This is a genomic window from Bradyrhizobium sp. USDA 10063, assembly GCF_054063735.1.
The window spans coordinates 3,144,280-3,161,318 of the sequence record NZ_JBSSGP010000002.1 but is presented as its reverse complement, the minus strand read 5'-3'; the positions used below and the strand labels follow the sequence as shown (position 1 = coordinate 3,161,318).

The following is a 17,039-nucleotide window of genomic DNA, read 5'->3' as shown; positions in this document are numbered from 1 at the left end:
TCTACCCATCCTACGGCTGTCGTCGCTGCGAAAGCAGGGATCCATAACCACAGGGAGCTGTTGTGGCGTGAGCAAGCAGTTACAGCGGAGCCGCACAACAAAGGCCTGTGGTTATGGGTCCCGGGTCAAGCCCGGGACGACGCCGTGATTGCTTCGCTGCGCTCTACCCATCCTACGCGTTGTCGCGCGATGTTCGTCTCGAAGCGGCGAAGATGTCCCACGCCACCATGAAAATGGCGGCGATCAGCGGGCCGATGACGAAGCCGTTCAGGCCGAACACCTCGATGCCGCCCAGCGTGGAGATCAGCACGACGTAGTCGGGCAGCTTGGTGTCCTTGCCGACCAGAAAGGGACGCAGCACATTGTCCACCAGGCCGATGACGAGCACGCCATAGGCGATCAGCCCGAGGCCCTGCCATATGGCGCCGGTTGCCAGGAAATAGATGGCAACGGGAATCCAGACCAGCCCGGCGCCGATCGCCGGCAATAGCGACAGGAAGGCCATCAGCACGGCCCATAGGATTGGCGCGTGAACGCCCAAGAACCAGAACGCCAGGCCGCCGAGTGCGCCCTGGGCCATCGCCACCAGCACGCCACCCTTGACGGTGGCGCGGACGACATCGGCGAATCTCGTGAACAGCGCGGACTTCCGATCGGCCTCAAGAGGAACGGCCTCCTTGATCCGGTCCGCTATCGCCTTGCCGTCGCGCAACAGGAAAAACAGAAGATACAGCATGATGCCGAGGCTGATCACGAAGTCGAACGTGTTCATCCCGATGCTGAGCGCCTGAGGCGCCAGAACCTGTCCGCCCTTCATGAGGCCGGACGTCAACGTCTCGCGCAGCGCCGAAAGATCGCCCAGGTTGAACCGATCAAGCCAGCCGGTCGCCCACGCCGGCAGCGCATCGAAAACCCGCTGAATGTAACCGGAGAAGTCGTATTCCCCGGACTGTATCTTCGCGTAGAGACCGGTAGCTTCCCGAACCAGGGAGGTCGCGATGATCGCGAGCGGCAGCAGCACCATCGCGATGATAAGCAGGACCGTGATCGAAGCGGCGAGGGTCTGCCTTCCGCCTACCGACCTCAATAGCGCCCGGTTGACCGGCGCAAAGATGACGGCCACGACGATGGCCCAGAGCACGGCGCCATAAAACGCCTGCAGGATCCAGGCGAACGCCAGGGTGACGACGAACAGCAGCAGCAGGAAACCTTGGTCTTCAATCCGTCGCACGGTCCTTCCGCCTCTCTTGCTTGCAGCTTTGCTGCCTATCATACAACGAACGCGACGCGCGCGTAGCGCTGGTTGCAATCTCCTACCGTCATTCCGGGGCGCCGCGCTAGCGGCGAACCCGGAATCTCGAAATTGCGGCGCGAGATTCCGGGTTCGATGCTGCGCATCGCCCCGGACTGAAGATGACTTGCTCACGCGCAGCCTGCTGCCATTCTCCCACAAGATGCCTCCGTCCCGTTTGCCGGAGATGTCGCATCTTTCAAACGCGGTAATAGTCTCCTCCGAAAAAGAAACGTGGAGGAAACATGACCGAGAGCACCATCGAGACGATCGCATCGCCGATCGAGGAGGGCGGGGCGGTATCGCCCAGAAAAGTGTTCTGGGCGACCTGGTTCGGATGGATGCTCGATGGCTTCGACTCCTCCATGTACAGCTACATCCTGGTCGGCGCGCTCTCGGAATTGCTGCCGGCGAGCGGGATCGAGGCGAGCCGCGCCAATATCGGCATCTATGGCGGCTTGCTGTTCTCGATCTTCATGCTCGGCTGGGCCTGCTCGATGGTCTGGGGCTGGGCGGCGGATCGCTATGGCCGCGTCCGGATCATGTGCTGGACCGTGCTGGTCTATTCATTGTTCACGGCGTTGTGTGGGCTTGCGACCAGCGTCGTGATGTTCGCCTTGTTTCGCTTCATGGCCGGATTCGGTGTCGGCGGCGAATGGGCGGCGGGAACGCCGCTGCTGCAGGAATCCGTGCCCGAACACACAAGGGTGAGACTGGCCGGCTGGCTGCATACGGCAACGCCGACCGGGCTGTTTCTCGCCGCCGCCGTCACGCTGATCGGCGGAAGTCTGCTCGGCTGGCGCGGCATGTTCATGCTCGGCATCCTGCCGGCGCTCTTGATCGCCTATCTGCGCCGCAACATTCCCGAGCCGGCCCACAGCCGCGCGAAGACGAACACATCCGTGGTGGCGCTGTTCTCGGGCGCGCAGGCGCGCACCACCTGGGCGGCCGCGCTGATGATGGCCTGCATCATCTTCGGCCTGTGGTCATCCAACTTCTGGGCGCCGACGGTCGTGATCACCAAGCTTGTTGCGGCAGGCGCGACGCCAGCCCATGCGCAGCAGATGGGCGCGGTGGCCGGTCTCATCACCAATGTCGGCACGCTGATCGGCTGCCTGCTGATGCCATGGATCACCGGATATCTCGCAAGCCGCCGCCGGACCGCGCTGCTGTTCTTCATGGGCTCGCTGATCTCGGTGGTGGTGAGCTATCAGATCGCCATCGAGCATCTCGACAACCTCGCGCTGTTTCTGGTCCTGCTTCCTGTGCTCGGCTTTTTCACCAATGGCGTGTTCGGCCTGTTCACGATCTGGCTGCCGGAGATGTTTCCGACCGCCTTGCGGGGATCCGGCTCCGGCTTTGCCTTCAGCATGGGGCGTGTATTGGGCGCGGCCGGCCCGACCCTGATCGGCGCGCTCGCGGCAACGACCGGGAGCTATCCCCTCGCGATCTCGCTATTGTCGCTGATCTACGTGATCGGCCTGCCGTTCATCGCGATGGCGCCCGAGACGGCGGGAAAGCCGCTGGCGAAGTGAGGTGAGGGCGCGGTCGGCGACTGACGACAAATCAGCCGATCGCCTCTTTGCCCAGGAAGCGCATGAACGGTTTGGGGCCATCCGCTCCAAACGAGATTACAGTGTAGGGCTCGGGCCGATCACCTTCCATGCCCGGCGATCCGACCGGCATTCCAGGCACCGCGAGACCCCTCACGTTTGGCCGCTCGGAAAGCAGTCGTCGTATGGCCGCTGCCGGCACGTGTCCCTCGACGATGTAGCCGTTCACTTCTGCCGTGTGACACGCGGCCAATTCCGGTGGCACTCCAAGTCGGACGCGGACCGGCTCCAGGTCGGAGGTCTCGTCCACTCGCACCTTGAATCCGGCGTCGCGCAGATGCTGCACCCAGCCCGTACAGCATCCGCAGTTCGGGTCCTTGTGCACCGTGATGGTGGTTTCGTTCGCGTCTACGGCGCCGGTAGATGCCGTCACCGCTAAGGTCGCCAGGATGCCCCCGAACGATCGGCGTGTGACGGGGTATGCGCTGTGTCCCATGTTCTGCTCCTCTTTCAGTCCACATGGCGTTCGCTTTGCCGGTTGCACAGATCGCCCTCAACGAGGGTTTGCCAGGCCCTCATACATAAAGGTCATAGGCTTCAGTCCATTCATGTAGCCGGTGCGCATCTCCTCGACATGAAAGCCGTTCCTGCGAAGGACGTCGGCAATGTCCCGATTGAGATGGCAACCGCCTGAGATGCGCCTCCATGCGGGCGTCAGGCGATCTTGCCACCATTGCACACGGGGTTCGGGCGCGCGCCCGTGCTCGACGAAGACAAGCTTTCCACTCGGCTTCAGAACCCGCCGGACTTCCGCGAGAGCGCGGTCGACGTCGGGAATGCTGCACATTGTCCAAGTCGTCACGACGGTATCGATTCTACGGCCCTCGATCGGAATCGCCTCGGCCGAAGCTTCGACAAACTCTATGGGAATATCCTGATGTGGAGCGTGGCGCGCCATGTTGAGGAGCTTCGAACCGGGCTCGAGCCCCACAACCTGCGTCACGGCCGCGCCGTAGAACGGGAGATTGCGACCGGACCCGATGCCGATCTCGAGCACGCGGCCTTCTGCCGCCCTTATCGCCCTCTCCCGGTAGGGCAGAAGCTCCTTGTTACGCATCGCAAGATCGCAAAGCCTCGGAAGAATGACGTCGTTGTAGAAACCCATCCGGCTCGTCCTAGCATCGCTGTTCGATCATTTTGCTGATCTCGTCGGGTGCGGCAAAAATCACGTCTGCGCGATCGCCCATCATGCCTGCCGGAACCGTCGCCGGCATCCCTTTCTCCGGACCGTCCTTGCTGGAGTCCGTCTTGATCCGGAGATTGCGTTCCCAGAATGCGCGTGTCTTGCCGTCGGCAGTGGTCACCCGATAGGTGTCCCGACAGTGAGTGATGCCTGTGACATGCTCGGAAGGTTGAAGGCTCTTCAGGTTCGGAACGCGTCCACCTCCCATCATTCCGCTCATACCGCCCATGCCGCGCTGAGCCATCTGCAGGGGGGCGGCGCCGGGCTTGGTGGCTTCCTTCAGGAAAGCGAGCAGATCGGCGCGAGTGCGAGCATCCTTGATGCCTTCGAACGGCATGGCATTGTCCGGGACCATGCGCTCGGGGGCGTTCAGCCAAGCGTCCAATGAACGGTCGTCCCAGATGATCCCGGAAACTTTCAGTGCGTCGGAGTAGCGGTCAAAGCTCGGCAGGCTGCCCGCCTTGCGGCCCCATAGATTTGCGAGGCTCGGACCTGTCATGTTGCGCTCGGGCTCGAGCGAGTGGCACGGCGCACAGGCGCGAAAATCCTGCTCGCCGCGAGATAGACTGTCCTGCTGCGCGCGGCCCGGCGAAGAGGCGAGAACAAACGCGATTGCCGCAAAAAGCATGCGATCCATGTTACTCCTCCTCACCGTCTGGCGGCTTCTCCAAATTTGAGCCTGGTATGCAGAGGCGTTCACCACCGCAGTAGCCGTGGCCCGAGCGCCGCCCCCGCGAGCGTGCACAGCACGATCGTTCCGCCGTACCAGACCGCAACGAAGGGTAGTGAATCGTCGGTGCAGTGAAGCGCGTAGGCCACCGCGCTGATGCCGCCGGCGACAAGGCCGGCGAACGCGCCCGCCCGGCGCAGGTCGGTCGGCGCCGCCTGGCGCACCGCCCACATCGTGAGCGCGAACGGCACGATCGCGATGACCGGGATCGACAGCAGGCATTCCAGCCACGCCTCACCCGTCACCATTTGATCCCAGTGCGAGGCGGGCGCCGAGCCGAGGCTCAGTAGCGCGAGCGCCACGATCGCGACGAACGGCAGGATGACGACCAGCATGCCATGCTTCAGCGTGGTGCCCGGACGGGACAGCCTGGTCAGATAGATTGCAGCGGTGCAGGCGATGGTCCCTGCGAAGGCGATCTTCAGGAGCAGGAAGGCCCATTCGCCAGCGGCGGCGAGACTGGTGCGCGGGCCGGGCCCGAGCAGGATAGCGGCGACGGCAAGAACCAATCCGACGCCGGCCGCCAGGGCGATGCGCCGGCCGACCGCCCGGGAGTCCACGGGAGCGATGCGCGCGCTCAAGGCATCAACGAGGTCGTCGGTCTTCATGCTCGCTTCTCCCGCCCCTCCGGCGGAGCGCCATCCGCGGTTCATTCTTTCTATCACGGGGCGCCCCTGCCGATGAGTTCGATGCCTTTCATGATCCGGTTACGCGATCACGCGAGCGTGAAGATCGGCACAGAGCCGTGGCGCGGCGACATCACTCCTTCATCCGCACACCCGGCAGGCCACCGATTTCGTTGCCGCTGGTGATCGTCTTGGTGAACAGAAGGAGGCCCACAAGGAACGCGATTGGTGGCAACGGATTTGCGGAGGCCGACCAGTCGAACTGCCACAGGGCGCTCACCAGTCCTCCGCCCGGGAACGCGGCCGGAATTCTTCCGGCCTGGAAGAACCTGTCTTCCAGGCGGACCAACACGTAGGCGATCACGATCTTCGACAGCGTGGTCATCTCGGCAAGCTCCGGATTGGAGAAGGCGGGCAGATCCCCGCGCGTTGGATTTTGTCGGTGAAGAGCGCTGTGAGCGCGCTCGCACTAGAAGCCTCGCGACGGTGCAACGGAGGATTTCGGCCCGCCCACGTGGCGCAAGGCGGATTCGCCGGCGACGCGCGGCGCAGCGATGGCAGGCGAGGCGACAGGCCCGATCGCGGCGAACGCGTTACGCGAAGCATGTTGGGTGTTGTAGTAGGAGCTGGGTCCCACCTCGCTCGGCCAATAGCGCTTGTCGGAAATCGTCGCGCCTGCATTCGCGGTCGCCGACATCGCCACCAGCGATACCAGGAATGAAATCGCAAGGACGGGTTTGGTAAACTTCGTCGACATTGTCTGCTCCCTTGTCATTTGAAGGGCGCCTCATGCGCGCTTCTGCAAAGGAGTTCGAAGCTTTTCGTCAGCCGGTTACGTGATCACGCGGTGGTGAAAACGAGCGATCGAGGCCGTCGTGATGGCCTCGATCGCTCGGAGTTCATCGGCCTCGGTGCGTCGTCGGGTTGATATGCGGAAATTGGAGGGCCTGACCTTCGATCAGCCATCGCGGTCCCTTCCGATGAAAGCGGCCAGCGCCTTCAAGCCGCGATGGATGCTGATCTTCACGTTAGATTCCGACATGCCATGGCGCGCGGCAGTTTCGGAGACGCTCTTGCCTTCCAGCTTGACGGCCTCGATCGCCTGACGCGTCTTCACCGGCAGGCGAGCGAGCAGTCTTGCCATGTCGTGCGTCCCCTCGGTCGAAGCGTGATCGTCGGCTGCCATCAGATCCTGATGGTCGTCAATCGGGACGCCTCTTGTCGATATCCTGTCGTGGCGAAGATGGTCGATCAGCTTGTAGCGTGCGATCGCGTGCAGCCAAGGCGTGAACAGCGCATCGGGATCGTAGGTGTGGCGCTTGAGATGTATCGCCAGCAGGGTCTCCTGCACCAGGTCCTCCGCTTCTTCGGCGCTGCGTCCGGTAACGGCAAGCCGCCGCTTGTAGTAGCCGCGCAGGTGAGGGGCGAGCTTCGATAGGAGCGAGCGGTAGGCGGCCGCATCGCCACGCTGGCTCGCCAACATCAGCGCCTTGAGCTCGGTCTCATGAGCTGTCGTCATGGATCGCTCATTCTGCAGGCTCTGGAACGCGGACACGTTCCACGCGCGATCCGGTGGAGGTCGGCGGCTGTGATTGGTTCTGGTCGTCCGACGGCAGGCCGAAGCCTTTGACGATGCCGAAGATCGCGGGGATCACGATCAGCGTCAACAGCGTCGAGGAGATCATGCCGCCGATCATCGGCACCGCGATCCGCTGCATGATCTCGGAGCCGGTGCCGCTGCTCCACATGATCGGCAGCAGTCCGGCCATGATCGCGACCACCGTCATCATCTTCGGCCGGACGCGCTCGACCGCGCCTTCCATGATGGCCTCGCGCAGGTCGGCCCTAGTCAAGGCGCGTCCCTCGGCGGCGCAGCGCTCCCTGATCTCGGCCAGCGCCTGGTTGAGATAGATCAGCATCACGACGCCGGTCTCGGCAGCGACACCCGCGAGCGCGATGAAGCCGACGGCGACGGCGACCGAGAGGTTGAAGCCGAGCCACCACATCAGCCAGAGGCCGCCGACCAGCGCGAACGGCAGCGACAGCATCACGATCATGGACTCGGTGGCCGAGCGGAAGTTGAGGTAGAGCAGGACGAAGATGATCGCGAGTGTCGCCGGCACGACGATCTTCAGGCGCGCCATAGCGCGCTCGAGATATTCGTACTGGCCGCTCCAGATCACGTAATAGCCCGGCGGAAACTGGATGCTCGCCTGCACCGCGCGCTGCGCGTCGGCGACATAGCCGCCGAGGTCGCGGTCGCGGATGTCGACATAGATGTAGGTCGCAAGCTGTCCGTTCTCGGTCCGGATCGAGGTCGGCCCACGCGCCGGCCGGATGGTCGCGACCTCGCCGAGCGGCACCGCGCCTCCCGCCGGCATCGGCACCAGGATATCGCTTCCGATCGCTTTCGGATTGTCGCGGAGATCGCGCGGGTAGCGCATGTTGACGGTGAAGCGCTGGCGGCCCTCGACCGTCGTCGTCACCGTCTGTCCGCCCAGCGCGGTCGCGATCGTGTCCTGCACGTCCTGGACCATGATGCCGTAGCGCGCGAGCGCCGTGCGGTCCGGGGTGATCTCGAGGTAGTAGCCGCCGATGCCGCGCTCGGCATAGGCCGATGATGTCCCCGGCACGGCTTTGAGGACCTGCTCGATCTGCTTGGCGAGACGATCGATCTCGACGAGATCAGTGCCGATCACTTTGACGCCGATCGGCGTGCGGATGCCGGTCGAGAGCATGTCGATGCGGGCCTTGATCGGCATGGTCCAGGCATTCGATACGCCGGGGAATTGCAGCGCCTTGTCCATCTCCGCGATCAGGCTGTCGACCGTGACGCCCGCCCGCCACTGCTCCTTCGGTTTCAGGTTGACGATGGTCTCGAACATCTCGGTCGGCGCCGGATCGGTCGCGGTCGCCGCGCGTCCGGCCTTGCCGTAGACCGACGAAACTTCGGGGAATGAGCGGATGATGCGATCCTGCATCTGCATCAGCTCGGCAGCCTTCGTCACGGAGATGCCGGGTAGCGTGGTCGGCATGTAGAGCAGGGTGCCTTCATTCAGGTTCGGCATGAATTCCGTGCCGAGCTGTCGCGCCGGCCAGAGCGTGACAGCGAGGACGGCGAGCGCAAGCAGCACAACGAGCGTCTTGGCACGCAGCACGCCCTTGATGACGGGGCGATAGATCCAGATCAGGGCGCGATTGATCGGATTCTTGTATTCGGGAACGATCTTCCCGCGGACGAAGATCACCATCAGCGCCGGCACCAGCGTAACCGACAGCAGCGCGGCGGCCGCCATCGCAAAGGTCTTGGTGAAGGCGAGCGGGCTGAACAGCCGGCCCTCCTGCGATTCCAGCGTGAAGATCGGCATGAAGGAGACGGTGATGATCAGCAGGCTGAAGAACAGCGCCGGCCCGACCTCCGCGGCGGCATCGATCAGGATCGAGACGCGCGACTGCCCGGGCTTGGCACGCTCGAGATGCTTGTGCGCGTTCTCGATCATGACGATCGCCGCGTCCACCATGGCGCCGATCGCAATCGCGATGCCGCCGAGACTCATGATGTTGGAGCCGATCCCGAGCAGCTTCATCGCGCCGAACGCCATCAAGACGCCGACCGGCAGCATCAGGATCGCGACCAGCGCGCTGCGGACATGGAGCAGGAACACGATACAGACGAGGGCGACGACGATGCTCTCCTCGACCAGCGTATGCTTCAGCGTATCGATGGCGGCGTTGATCAGGTTCGAGCGGTCGTAGACCGGCACGATCTCGACCGATTTCGGCAGGCTGGTCGCGATCTCCTTGAAGCGCTTCTTGACGTTCTCGATGACGTCGAGCGCGTTGAGGCCGAAGCGCTGCAGCACGATGCCGCCGGCGACCTCGCCCTCGCCATTGAGCTCGCCGATACCTCGCCGCTCATCCGGGCCGAGCTCGACGCGCGCGACGTCGCGCAGCAGCACCGGCGTGCCGTTGTTGGTCTTGAGCACGATATTGCCGAGGTCGTTGATATCCTTGATGTAGCCCTTGCCGCGGATGACGTATTCGAATTCGGACAGTTCGACGGTGCGGCCGCCGACATCGGCGTTGCTGGCGCGGATCGCCTCGCGCATCCTTTGCATGGTGATGCCGCGGTCGCGCATCCGCTGCGGATCGAGGATCACGTTGTACTGCTTGACGAAGCCTCCGATTCCAGCGACCTCCGCGACGCCCTCGGCCTTGGCGAGCGCGAATTTGAGATTCCAGTCCTGGATCGTGCGGGTGTCGGCGAGGTTCAGCTCTTTCGACATCACCGCGTATTGGTAGACCCAGCCGACACCCGTCGCGTCAGGGCCGATCGTCGGCGTCACGCCGGCCGGCAGGCGCGAGGTGGCGCCATTGAGGAATTCGAGCACGCGCGAGCGCGCCCAATAGATATCGGTGCCGTCCTCGAAGATCACATAGACGAAGGAAACGCCGAAGAAGGAGAAGCCGCGCACGACCTTCGATTTCGGCACCGTCAGCATGGCCGTGGTCAAGGGATAGGTGACCTGGTCCTCGATCACCTGCGGCGCCTGTCCCGGATATTCGGTGTAGACGATCACCTGCGTGTCGGAAAGGTCGGGGATGGCATCGAGCGGCAAATGAAGCAGCGCATAGAGTCCGGCCGCCGCGGCGAAGCCGGTGCCGAACAGCACCAGCAGCAGGTTGCGTGCGGACCAGGCGATGACACGGGCGATCATGGCCGTCCTCCCATGCCGCTGGTCGACGATGTGTCCTGTGCGCTGCCTGCCTCGGAAAAGCCCTTCAGCGCCGCCTTGAGATTGCTCTCGGCGTCGATCAGGAAGTTGGCCGATGTTACCACCGAATCGCCTTCGCCGATGCCTTCGGTGATCTCGACATAACCGCCGCCGCGATGTCCGACCTTGACCTCGCGCGGCTCAAACCGGCCGCCGCCCTTATCGACGAGGACCGTCTGCCGGTTGCCGGTGTCGAGCACGGAGCTGTCCGGGACGGCGAGCACGGGGTCCTGGCTGCCGATCTCGATCTCCGCATCGACATACATGTCGGGAAGCAGCGCGAGGTCGGTATTATCGAGCTCGATCCTGAGGCGAACCGTGCGGGTCTCGCGGTTCACCTGCGGATAGATCACGCTGACCTTGCCGGCGAAGGCGCGGCCGGGAAAGCTACGGGCGCGCACGGTGACGGGTTGGCCGACCGCCACGCCGCCGAGATCGCGTTCCGCCACGTCGACGACCGCCCAGACGAGCGAGGTGTCGGCAACGCGGAACAGCACGTCGCCGGGCTGCGCGCGCATGCCCTCGACGGCGTTGCGCTCCAGCACAATGCCGTCGCGCGGCGCGGACCACTGGATCACGATCGGGACGGCCTTGGTCTTTTCCATCGTTGCGATGGCAGACTCCGGCACGTCGAGATTCATCAGCCGTTGGCGGGAGCCGCGGCCATAGGTCTCGATGGTCGCCGTGGTCTTCGAGGTGATGGTGGCGAGATATTCGGCGGCGGCCGAGGAGACTGCCGGGCTGTAGATCTCCATCAGCGGCTGGCCTTTTGTCACCCGGCTGCCGGTGGTGACGTCGGCGACCTTCTGCACATAGCTCTCCGCGCGCATGGCGATGACGGAGACGCGGCGCTCGTCGAGCTGGATCGTGCCGGGCGCGCGCACCAATGTGCTGACGATGTGGCGCTTCACCGGCTCGGACTTGACGCCGGTGCGCTGGATCCGGCCCGGCGACAGCCTGATCGAGCCGTCGTCGGAGTCCTCGCCCTCGTAAACGGGGATGTAGTCCATCCCCATCGAGTCCTTCTTCGGCGTCGGCGAGGTATCCGGCAGCCCCATCGGGTTGCGGTAGTACTTGATCTTGCGGTCACCCTTGGCTTCGGCGCTCGCCGCCGGCGCCGGTTCGGGCGGATCGTCGAAGCTGATGTCGGCGCCGGCGGGGACGGCGCGATAGTCGCGGCCATCCTCGGTCTTCTTCGGCGTCAGTGAGTAGAACGGCTTGCCGTCCGGGTGCTGGTAGTAGAGCGGTGCGCCGCCATCGGCGGCGGCCGCGTGCGAGACGGCGAATCCCGTGGGCTTCAGCCACGGGATTCCGCCGGCGAAAATGGCGATACCCGCCGCTGCGAAACTCGCAGCGGCGACGCCGATCAGAATCGCGCGGGTCATTTCTGCGCCGTGACGACGAGCTTGTTTTCGACCGCGCCGGTTTCGCCCTGCACCTTGGCGCCGAGCGAAAGCTGCCAGCGGCCGGCCATGCCCAGAGTGGCCTTGAACTTGTACAATCCCGGCTCGCCGCCGGGCACCGCAGTGACCTTGGTCGCCATCTCCTGCATGCCGTCAGGCGCCATATCCAGGCGGGTGGCGAAGATCACGGCATCCGGCACCGGTTTGCCGGTCTTCTTGTTGACCAGCCGGACCGCGATGATCTTGTCCGCTCCCGCCTGGACGGTCTGATCGACCAGTCGGAATTCGTAGTCCTTGATCTCGGCCCGCGCGGTGCCGGCCGTGCCCAGCATGGCCATGCCGATGAGCGCCGCCGAGACGGCGCGCGTGGTGTTGAACGCTTTCATTTCCATTCCTCGATTGCTTTGGTCTTGCTGCTCGCGCAGCACGTGTCATCCGCGCGGCGTCTTGAGCCGCGCGGCAGCGTCCGGCGCCGTGACGCCGGTCAGGCCAAAGTTCGAGGGGGATGGTCGGGAGGCGGGCGCGCCAGCCCGTCAGCGATGATGTCGTCGAGCGGATGCAGTTGCTGGTCCAGCCGCCGGTCCAACTCAACCATGTTGCTGGATGGGCCGACCTGCAAAACCTGCAGCATGCAGATCGCAACCAGCGGACAATCCTGGCAGTCGGGACTCTTCTTCTGCTGGTCAGGGCAGCAGGGCATCGCAGACGCCATGTCGGCGACATCAGGATCATCCGCCATCTGCATGCCGGCGGCCGACAGCAATTCCTTCGCCGCTGCCGGCGTGGCGAGCGGCGCCACCGTCAGGCCTGCCGTTACCAGCAGCGCCAGCAACAGCTTGAACAGTTGGCGGATATCCATGGAACCCAGTTTCTCACAAGCAGCCGGCCGCGGGAAGGTCCTGTCGTTCAAAATTTGCGGGTTGAGACGATAAAAGGTCCGTGACGCTCATTTTGCCTTCTGCAGCTTCGTCACCGTATAGCCTGATGCGGCCTCTTCGGCTTCGAACTGCACCTTCTCGCCTACCTTCACCTGCTTCAGCATGGCGGGGTCCTTGACGCGGTAGACCATGGTCATTGGTTCGTCCATGCCGATGCTTTTGGCCGGGCCATGCTTGAGCGTGATCTTGCCGGCGCCCTCGTCGATCTTCTTGACCTCGCCGTTGATGGCGGCGCTCTGCGCGGAGGCCGCCTGCGCCAGCAAGCTGGTCGCCAGTGCTGCCGCTGCGGCCATGCGGATGATCCTGTTCATTGTTGCTCTCCTTTCTCGTTGCTCATTTCACGGTGATGCGGCCGGTCATGCCGTAGTCGCGGTGATCGGGGATCAGGCAGGCATATTCGAAGCTGCCGGCACGAGTGAATTTCCAGACGATCTCGGCCGACGTCTTCGGCGCGAGGCGGACGCCGTTGGGATCATCGTGCTCCATGTGCGGGTGCTTCTTCATCGTCTCGGCGTGCTTCAGGTTCTCCGCGGTGGTGGCGAGGAGGAATTCGTGGTCCTCCTTGCCGGCGTTGCGGATCACGAAGCGGATCTGCTCGCCGCGCTTGACTTCGATGTTGGCGGGTTTGAACGCCATCTCGCTCATTTCGACCTCGATGGTGCGCGACGGCTTGTTTGGATTGCCGGGTTCGCCGGCTGAATAGGATGAGTGGCCGTGCTGTTCATGGGCGAACGCGGCAGCAGCCGAGCTTACAAGCGCAATCAGCGCAAGGCCGGCCGTGGTGATCTTCGTCATCGGAATTTCCTTTGAGGGTTTCTTCTGGGTGCGGCGCCGGGGCATGGTTACATCTTCATTCCCTTCATCGGTTTGTTGCCGCCGCGGCTGCCTGTCGGCGCCGATGTCGCCGGCGACGACTGCCGCGCGGGCGCGGCGTCGGGCGTCTCGACCTCATAGGCGACGGTGCCCGGCGGGTGCTGGTAGGGGCCGGGATCGCGATAATCGTCGCGCGCGAGGTCTTTGCGGATCTTCATCACCGTGAACATGCCGCCCATCTCCAGCGGGCCGAACTGGCCGTTGCCGGTCATCATCGGGAGCGTGTTGTCGGGCGCGGGCATCTCCATGTTGCCCATCGCCATGCCGGTCGAGCCCATCACCATCGCGTCGGGCGCGAGCTTGCCGACGGCTTTGGCGAGATCCTTGCGCGACACGCCGATCAGATTGCGCATGTCGTGGCCCATCGCATTCATGGTGTGGTGCGACTTGTGGCAGTGGAACGCCCAGTCGCCGGGATTGTCGGCGAGCACGTCGAACACGCGCACTGCGCCGACGGGAACGTCGGTGGTCGCTTCCGGATATTGCGCGCTCTCCGCAATCCAGCCGCCATCGGTGCAGGTCACGTGAAAACTGTGGCCGTGCAGGTGGATCGGATGATTGGTCATCGAGAGATTGCCCATCCGGACCCGCACCTTGTCGTTAAGCCGCACCGGCAGCGGATCGATGCCGGGGAACACGCGGCTGTTCCAGGTCCACATGTTGAAATCGGTCATCTCGTTGACCTTCGGCAGGTAGGTGCCGGGGTCGATGAGATAAGTGCTCATGACGAAGACGAAGTCGCGATCGACGGGACGGAAGGCGGGATCGCGCGGATGCACCACGACCATGCCCATCATGCCCATCGCCATCTGCACCATCTCGTCGGAATGCGGGTGGTACATGAAGGTCCCGCTCTTCTTCAGTTCGAACTCGTAGACGAAGGTCTTGCCGGGCTTGATGTGCGGCTGCGAGAGGCCGCCGACGCCGTCCATGCCGCTCGGGATGATCATGCCGTGCCAGTGCACGGTGGTGTGCTCGGGCAATCTGTTGGTGACAAAGATGCGGACCTTGTCGCCTTCGACCGCCTCGATGGTCGGCCCCGGCGACTGGCCGTTGTAGCCCCAGAGATTGGCCTTCATGCCGTCGGCGAATTCGCGCACCACTGGCTCGGCGACAAGATGGAATTCCTTCCAGTCGCCGTTCATGCGCCAGGGCAGCGACCAGCCGTTCAGCGTCACCACCGGGCGATAGTCGGGCCCTGTGGTCGGATGGAGCGGCGGCTGCGAGGTCGCCTTGTCCATCGTCGGCGCTTCCGGAATCGCGGCGGCCTGGACGCGGCCGCTGACGGCGCCGGCGCCGATCAGGGCCGCCGTGCCGAGGAATCCTCTGCGTGAATACATCTTCCTCTCCATTCAATGCACGCCGCTTGCCACTGGTGCGGCTGCGGCCGTGATCGTTGGTTGCTCTTTTGCGCCCGATCCGCCGCCATTGACGACGGTCTGAAGCTCCGATTGCGCCAGGAAGAATGCGCGCCTGGCGTCGATCGCGCCGCGCAGCGAGGCGAGGCGCTGGCGCGCTTCCGTGAGCAGCGCGAACACGTCGATCTGCATGCTGGAGAAGCGCAACTGCATCTCTTCGGTGATGATCTGGCGCAGCGGCAGGATCTCGCGCTGATAGTGAGCCGCGATGTCGTAGGTCGAGCGGTAGACGCGATAGGCATCGCGCGCCTCCGAGCGCACATTGACGGCTCTCTCGGTGAGGCGATTGAAAGCGAGATTGTAGCTTTCGGCGGCTTGCCGCACGCGTACCTCGCCGCCGTCGAACACCGGGATCTGGAACAGCACGTCAAAACCGCGCTCGCGGAATGGCGGGCTTTCGGGATCGTGGGTACGCTTGGCGATGCCGGCGAGGTCGAACAGCGTGACGAAGCGCGTTGCTTCGGTGAGATCGAGTGCCTTTGCCAAGGCAACAAGCTCCATGCGCGCGATCTGGAGGTCTAGCCGGTGCGCCACGGCATCGGCTTCGATCGAGGGCAGCGCCTGTGGACGTCGCGGCAGAGGCGGGAGCTTGTCCGGCAGGCGGAAGCCGAGATCGCCGTCCCACAAGCCCATCAGCCGCGCCAATCGTTCACGCGCACTGCCCGCCTCTTGGCGTGCAGTGGCAAGGTCGGCCGTGGTCTCGGCGTAAAACACCTGCTCGCGCGCCTGGTCGAGCTTGTTGAGCGAGCCGGTCTCGCCGAGCTTTTTCGCAAGTTGCGCGGTTGATTCCGCGGTCGATTTGGCATCGGTGAGGAGTGCGACCATCTCGTTTGCGGCCACGGTGCGGAAGTAAGCGCGTCGAACCTCCGCGGCGAGCCGCAGCGTCTCCAGCGCGGCGCGGAGCTGCGCCTGCCGAAAACGCTCGCGCGCGATCTCCGAGCGGAACGGCAGCGTCGCCAGCGCCAGGATGTCGCCGACCACCTGGCGTTCGAACTCGCTCGCACCATTGCCTGAAATCCGCGAGATTGAGAATGTCGGGTTCGGCGGCAGGCTCTGCTCGACCAGGTCGGTCTCGGCCAGCGCGAGTTCGTTGTAGGCCGCCTGCAGGCCCTTGTTGCTCAAGAGTGCGACCTGTACCGCAGTGTCGACGTTAAGCGGGCGGGAGAGCAGGCGCCGCACCGTGCCGCGCAGCCGGTCCTCATCATCAGCCGAGCGCACGAACGCGACATCCTTGCCGATGGTCTGTTCCGTAGCAGTGGCCACCACCGTCATGCCGCTGTCCGGCGTGAACGATGCGCAGCCTGACAGCGCGAAGGTGGTGGTCAGCAGCAGGGCGGCCGCGGGCGCGCGTATCGCAAGACGGATGCTCATTGCGATTCCTGCTGGGATTTTGGCGCGACATTCTCGTTGCGCTCGCGCCACGGCGCGGGCGTTGACGGGCGCAGGCTGGTGTATGGCGCGATCGTGGAGCGGTATCCGACGCCGGCTACCCTCGCCGCGGGATCGGCGGGGTCGGCGGAGACGATCTGCGTCGTGGTCGGCACGCAGCCCGCAGCCGCGAGCGCAGCGGCGATGGCGCTGATGGCGAAAAGCTTCGCCCAAAACTGCGAAGACATGAAAACATCCCCTGAACTGTCGATGGAGCACAGGCACGCGCGCGCGGACGCGCCTCGTGCCGCCTCGTTACGTCAGGTCAGGCGATGGGAGGGCGGTAGAGCAGGGGCGGCGCCTCGCGGGGAAGGCGCTGAAAATTCTCGGAAACGCAGAGCGATACCGGCTGCACCGGCTTTGCGATCGCCGGCAAATCGGCCGCGATCGCGGAAAGGCAGAGCATGGCGCAGCAACAGCCCGGCGAGGTCTTGTCGTCATGCTTGTGCTTGACGCCGTCGGCATCGGCCTGATGGGCCGCATGTGAACCATCGTGCTGGTGCGACGCGCCGTGGCCGGAGTGGTCGTGCACCGGCGCGACCGCCGGCGGCTCGATCCCAACCTGCAACGCCGGCGCAGGGCTGCCGAGCGCAAGCGCAACCCCCGGCGCGAACACACAAAACAGATAGAGCAGGGCGATAAACCACCCCGCTTGCACCCGCTTCCGTCTGGTGAGTCGCACGAACATCGGCGTGAACGTAACGTCCGGCGCCCGTTCCGCCAAGTGCCCCGGGGCTGACGCATGCCTAATATTTCGCCAA

General features: G+C 64.3%; 19 protein-coding genes. 1 reads left to right on the top strand and 18 read right to left on the bottom strand.

The window, feature by feature from the left end; genetic code table 11:
• Positions 1-172 precede the first annotated feature (172 nt).
• Positions 173-1,231, bottom strand: coding sequence for an AI-2E family transporter (locus tag ACVJGD_RS17345; RefSeq protein WP_456635486.1), 1,059 nt, complete (start codon positions 1,229-1,231; stop codon positions 173-175).
• Positions 1,232-1,536: 305 nt separating this feature from the next.
• Here ACVJGD_RS17345 and ACVJGD_RS17340 point away from each other — a divergent pair, with 305 nt between their 5' ends.
• Positions 1,537-2,826: an MFS transporter gene (locus tag ACVJGD_RS17340; RefSeq protein ID WP_456635485.1), complete on the top strand. Its 1,290-nt coding sequence runs from the start codon at positions 1,537-1,539 to the stop codon at positions 2,824-2,826.
• Positions 2,827-2,857: 31 nt separating this feature from the next.
• On the opposite strand, the gene ACVJGD_RS17335 is transcribed toward ACVJGD_RS17340, so the two are convergent.
• The 17 genes from ACVJGD_RS17335 to ACVJGD_RS17255 all read right to left on the bottom strand — a co-directional run bounded on the left by ACVJGD_RS17335 (position 2,858) and on the right by ACVJGD_RS17255 (position 16,966).
• Positions 2,858-3,340, bottom strand: coding sequence for a DUF411 domain-containing protein (locus ACVJGD_RS17335; RefSeq protein ID WP_456635484.1), 483 nt, complete (start codon positions 3,338-3,340; stop codon positions 2,858-2,860).
• Positions 3,341-3,397: 57 nt separating this feature from the next.
• On the bottom strand, positions 3,398-4,009 hold the full coding sequence (locus ACVJGD_RS17330; protein ID WP_456635483.1) for a class I SAM-dependent methyltransferase: 612 nt from the start codon (positions 4,007-4,009) through the stop codon (positions 3,398-3,400).
• A gap of 10 nt (positions 4,010-4,019) precedes the next feature.
• Positions 4,020-4,724, bottom strand: coding sequence for a c-type cytochrome (locus ACVJGD_RS17325; protein ID WP_456635482.1), 705 nt, complete (start codon positions 4,722-4,724; stop codon positions 4,020-4,022).
• 59 nt (positions 4,725-4,783) lie between these two features.
• Entirely contained in the window at positions 4,784-5,425 is a 642-nt protein-coding gene (locus ACVJGD_RS17320; protein ID WP_456635481.1) for an NrsF family protein, read from the bottom strand.
• A gap of 151 nt (positions 5,426-5,576) precedes the next feature.
• Positions 5,577-5,828 (bottom strand): hypothetical protein, encoded by a 252-nt coding sequence (locus tag ACVJGD_RS17315; RefSeq protein WP_456635480.1) that lies wholly within the window; start codon positions 5,826-5,828, stop codon positions 5,577-5,579.
• A gap of 84 nt (positions 5,829-5,912) precedes the next feature.
• Positions 5,913-6,200: a hypothetical protein gene (locus ACVJGD_RS17310; RefSeq protein WP_456635479.1), complete on the bottom strand. Its 288-nt coding sequence runs from the start codon at positions 6,198-6,200 to the stop codon at positions 5,913-5,915.
• Between the two features lie 201 nt (positions 6,201-6,401).
• Positions 6,402-6,962 carry a sigma-70 family RNA polymerase sigma factor gene (locus ACVJGD_RS17305; RefSeq protein ID WP_456635478.1) on the bottom strand — a complete coding sequence of 187 codons (561 nt, stop codon included), beginning with the start codon at positions 6,960-6,962 and terminating at the stop codon, positions 6,402-6,404.
• A gap of 7 nt (positions 6,963-6,969) precedes the next feature.
• Positions 6,970-10,161, bottom strand: a complete 3,192-nt coding sequence (locus tag ACVJGD_RS17300) for an efflux RND transporter permease subunit (RefSeq protein ID WP_456635477.1) — start codon at positions 10,159-10,161, stop codon at positions 6,970-6,972.
• Positions 10,158-11,603, bottom strand: a complete 1,446-nt coding sequence (locus ACVJGD_RS17295) for an efflux RND transporter periplasmic adaptor subunit (protein ID WP_456635476.1) — start codon at positions 11,601-11,603, stop codon at positions 10,158-10,160. Before ACVJGD_RS17295 ends, ACVJGD_RS17300 begins: the two co-directional genes overlap by 4 nt.
• Positions 11,600-12,007 carry a FixH family protein gene (locus ACVJGD_RS17290; protein ID WP_456640277.1) on the bottom strand — a complete coding sequence of 136 codons (408 nt, stop codon included), beginning with the start codon at positions 12,005-12,007 and terminating at the stop codon, positions 11,600-11,602. The genes ACVJGD_RS17295 and ACVJGD_RS17290 overlap by 4 nt, the downstream gene beginning before the upstream one ends.
• Positions 12,008-12,105: 98 nt before the next feature.
• Positions 12,106-12,480 carry a hypothetical protein gene (locus ACVJGD_RS17285; protein ID WP_456635475.1) on the bottom strand — a complete coding sequence of 125 codons (375 nt, stop codon included), beginning with the start codon at positions 12,478-12,480 and terminating at the stop codon, positions 12,106-12,108.
• A gap of 87 nt (positions 12,481-12,567) precedes the next feature.
• The gene (locus ACVJGD_RS17280) at positions 12,568-12,870 is read right to left on the bottom strand and encodes a copper-binding protein (protein ID WP_456635474.1); all 303 of its coding nucleotides are present in this window, start codon (positions 12,868-12,870) and stop codon (positions 12,568-12,570) included.
• A 22-nt stretch (positions 12,871-12,892) separates the two neighbouring features.
• Positions 12,893-13,354, bottom strand: coding sequence for a cupredoxin domain-containing protein (locus ACVJGD_RS17275; RefSeq protein WP_456635473.1), 462 nt, complete (start codon positions 13,352-13,354; stop codon positions 12,893-12,895).
• A gap of 47 nt (positions 13,355-13,401) precedes the next feature.
• Positions 13,402-14,772: a multicopper oxidase domain-containing protein gene (locus ACVJGD_RS17270; protein ID WP_456635472.1), complete on the bottom strand. Its 1,371-nt coding sequence runs from the start codon at positions 14,770-14,772 to the stop codon at positions 13,402-13,404.
• Positions 14,773-14,784: 12 nt separating this feature from the next.
• Entirely contained in the window at positions 14,785-16,221 is a 1,437-nt protein-coding gene (locus ACVJGD_RS17265; protein WP_456635471.1) for a TolC family protein, read from the bottom strand.
• Entirely contained in the window at positions 16,218-16,466 is a 249-nt protein-coding gene (locus ACVJGD_RS17260) for a hypothetical protein (protein ID WP_456635470.1), read from the bottom strand. The genes ACVJGD_RS17265 and ACVJGD_RS17260 overlap by 4 nt, the downstream gene beginning before the upstream one ends.
• A 77-nt stretch (positions 16,467-16,543) precedes the next feature.
• The gene (locus ACVJGD_RS17255; RefSeq protein WP_456635469.1) at positions 16,544-16,966 is read right to left on the bottom strand and encodes a hypothetical protein; all 423 of its coding nucleotides are present in this window, start codon (positions 16,964-16,966) and stop codon (positions 16,544-16,546) included.
• Positions 16,967-17,039: the final 73 nt, after the last annotated feature.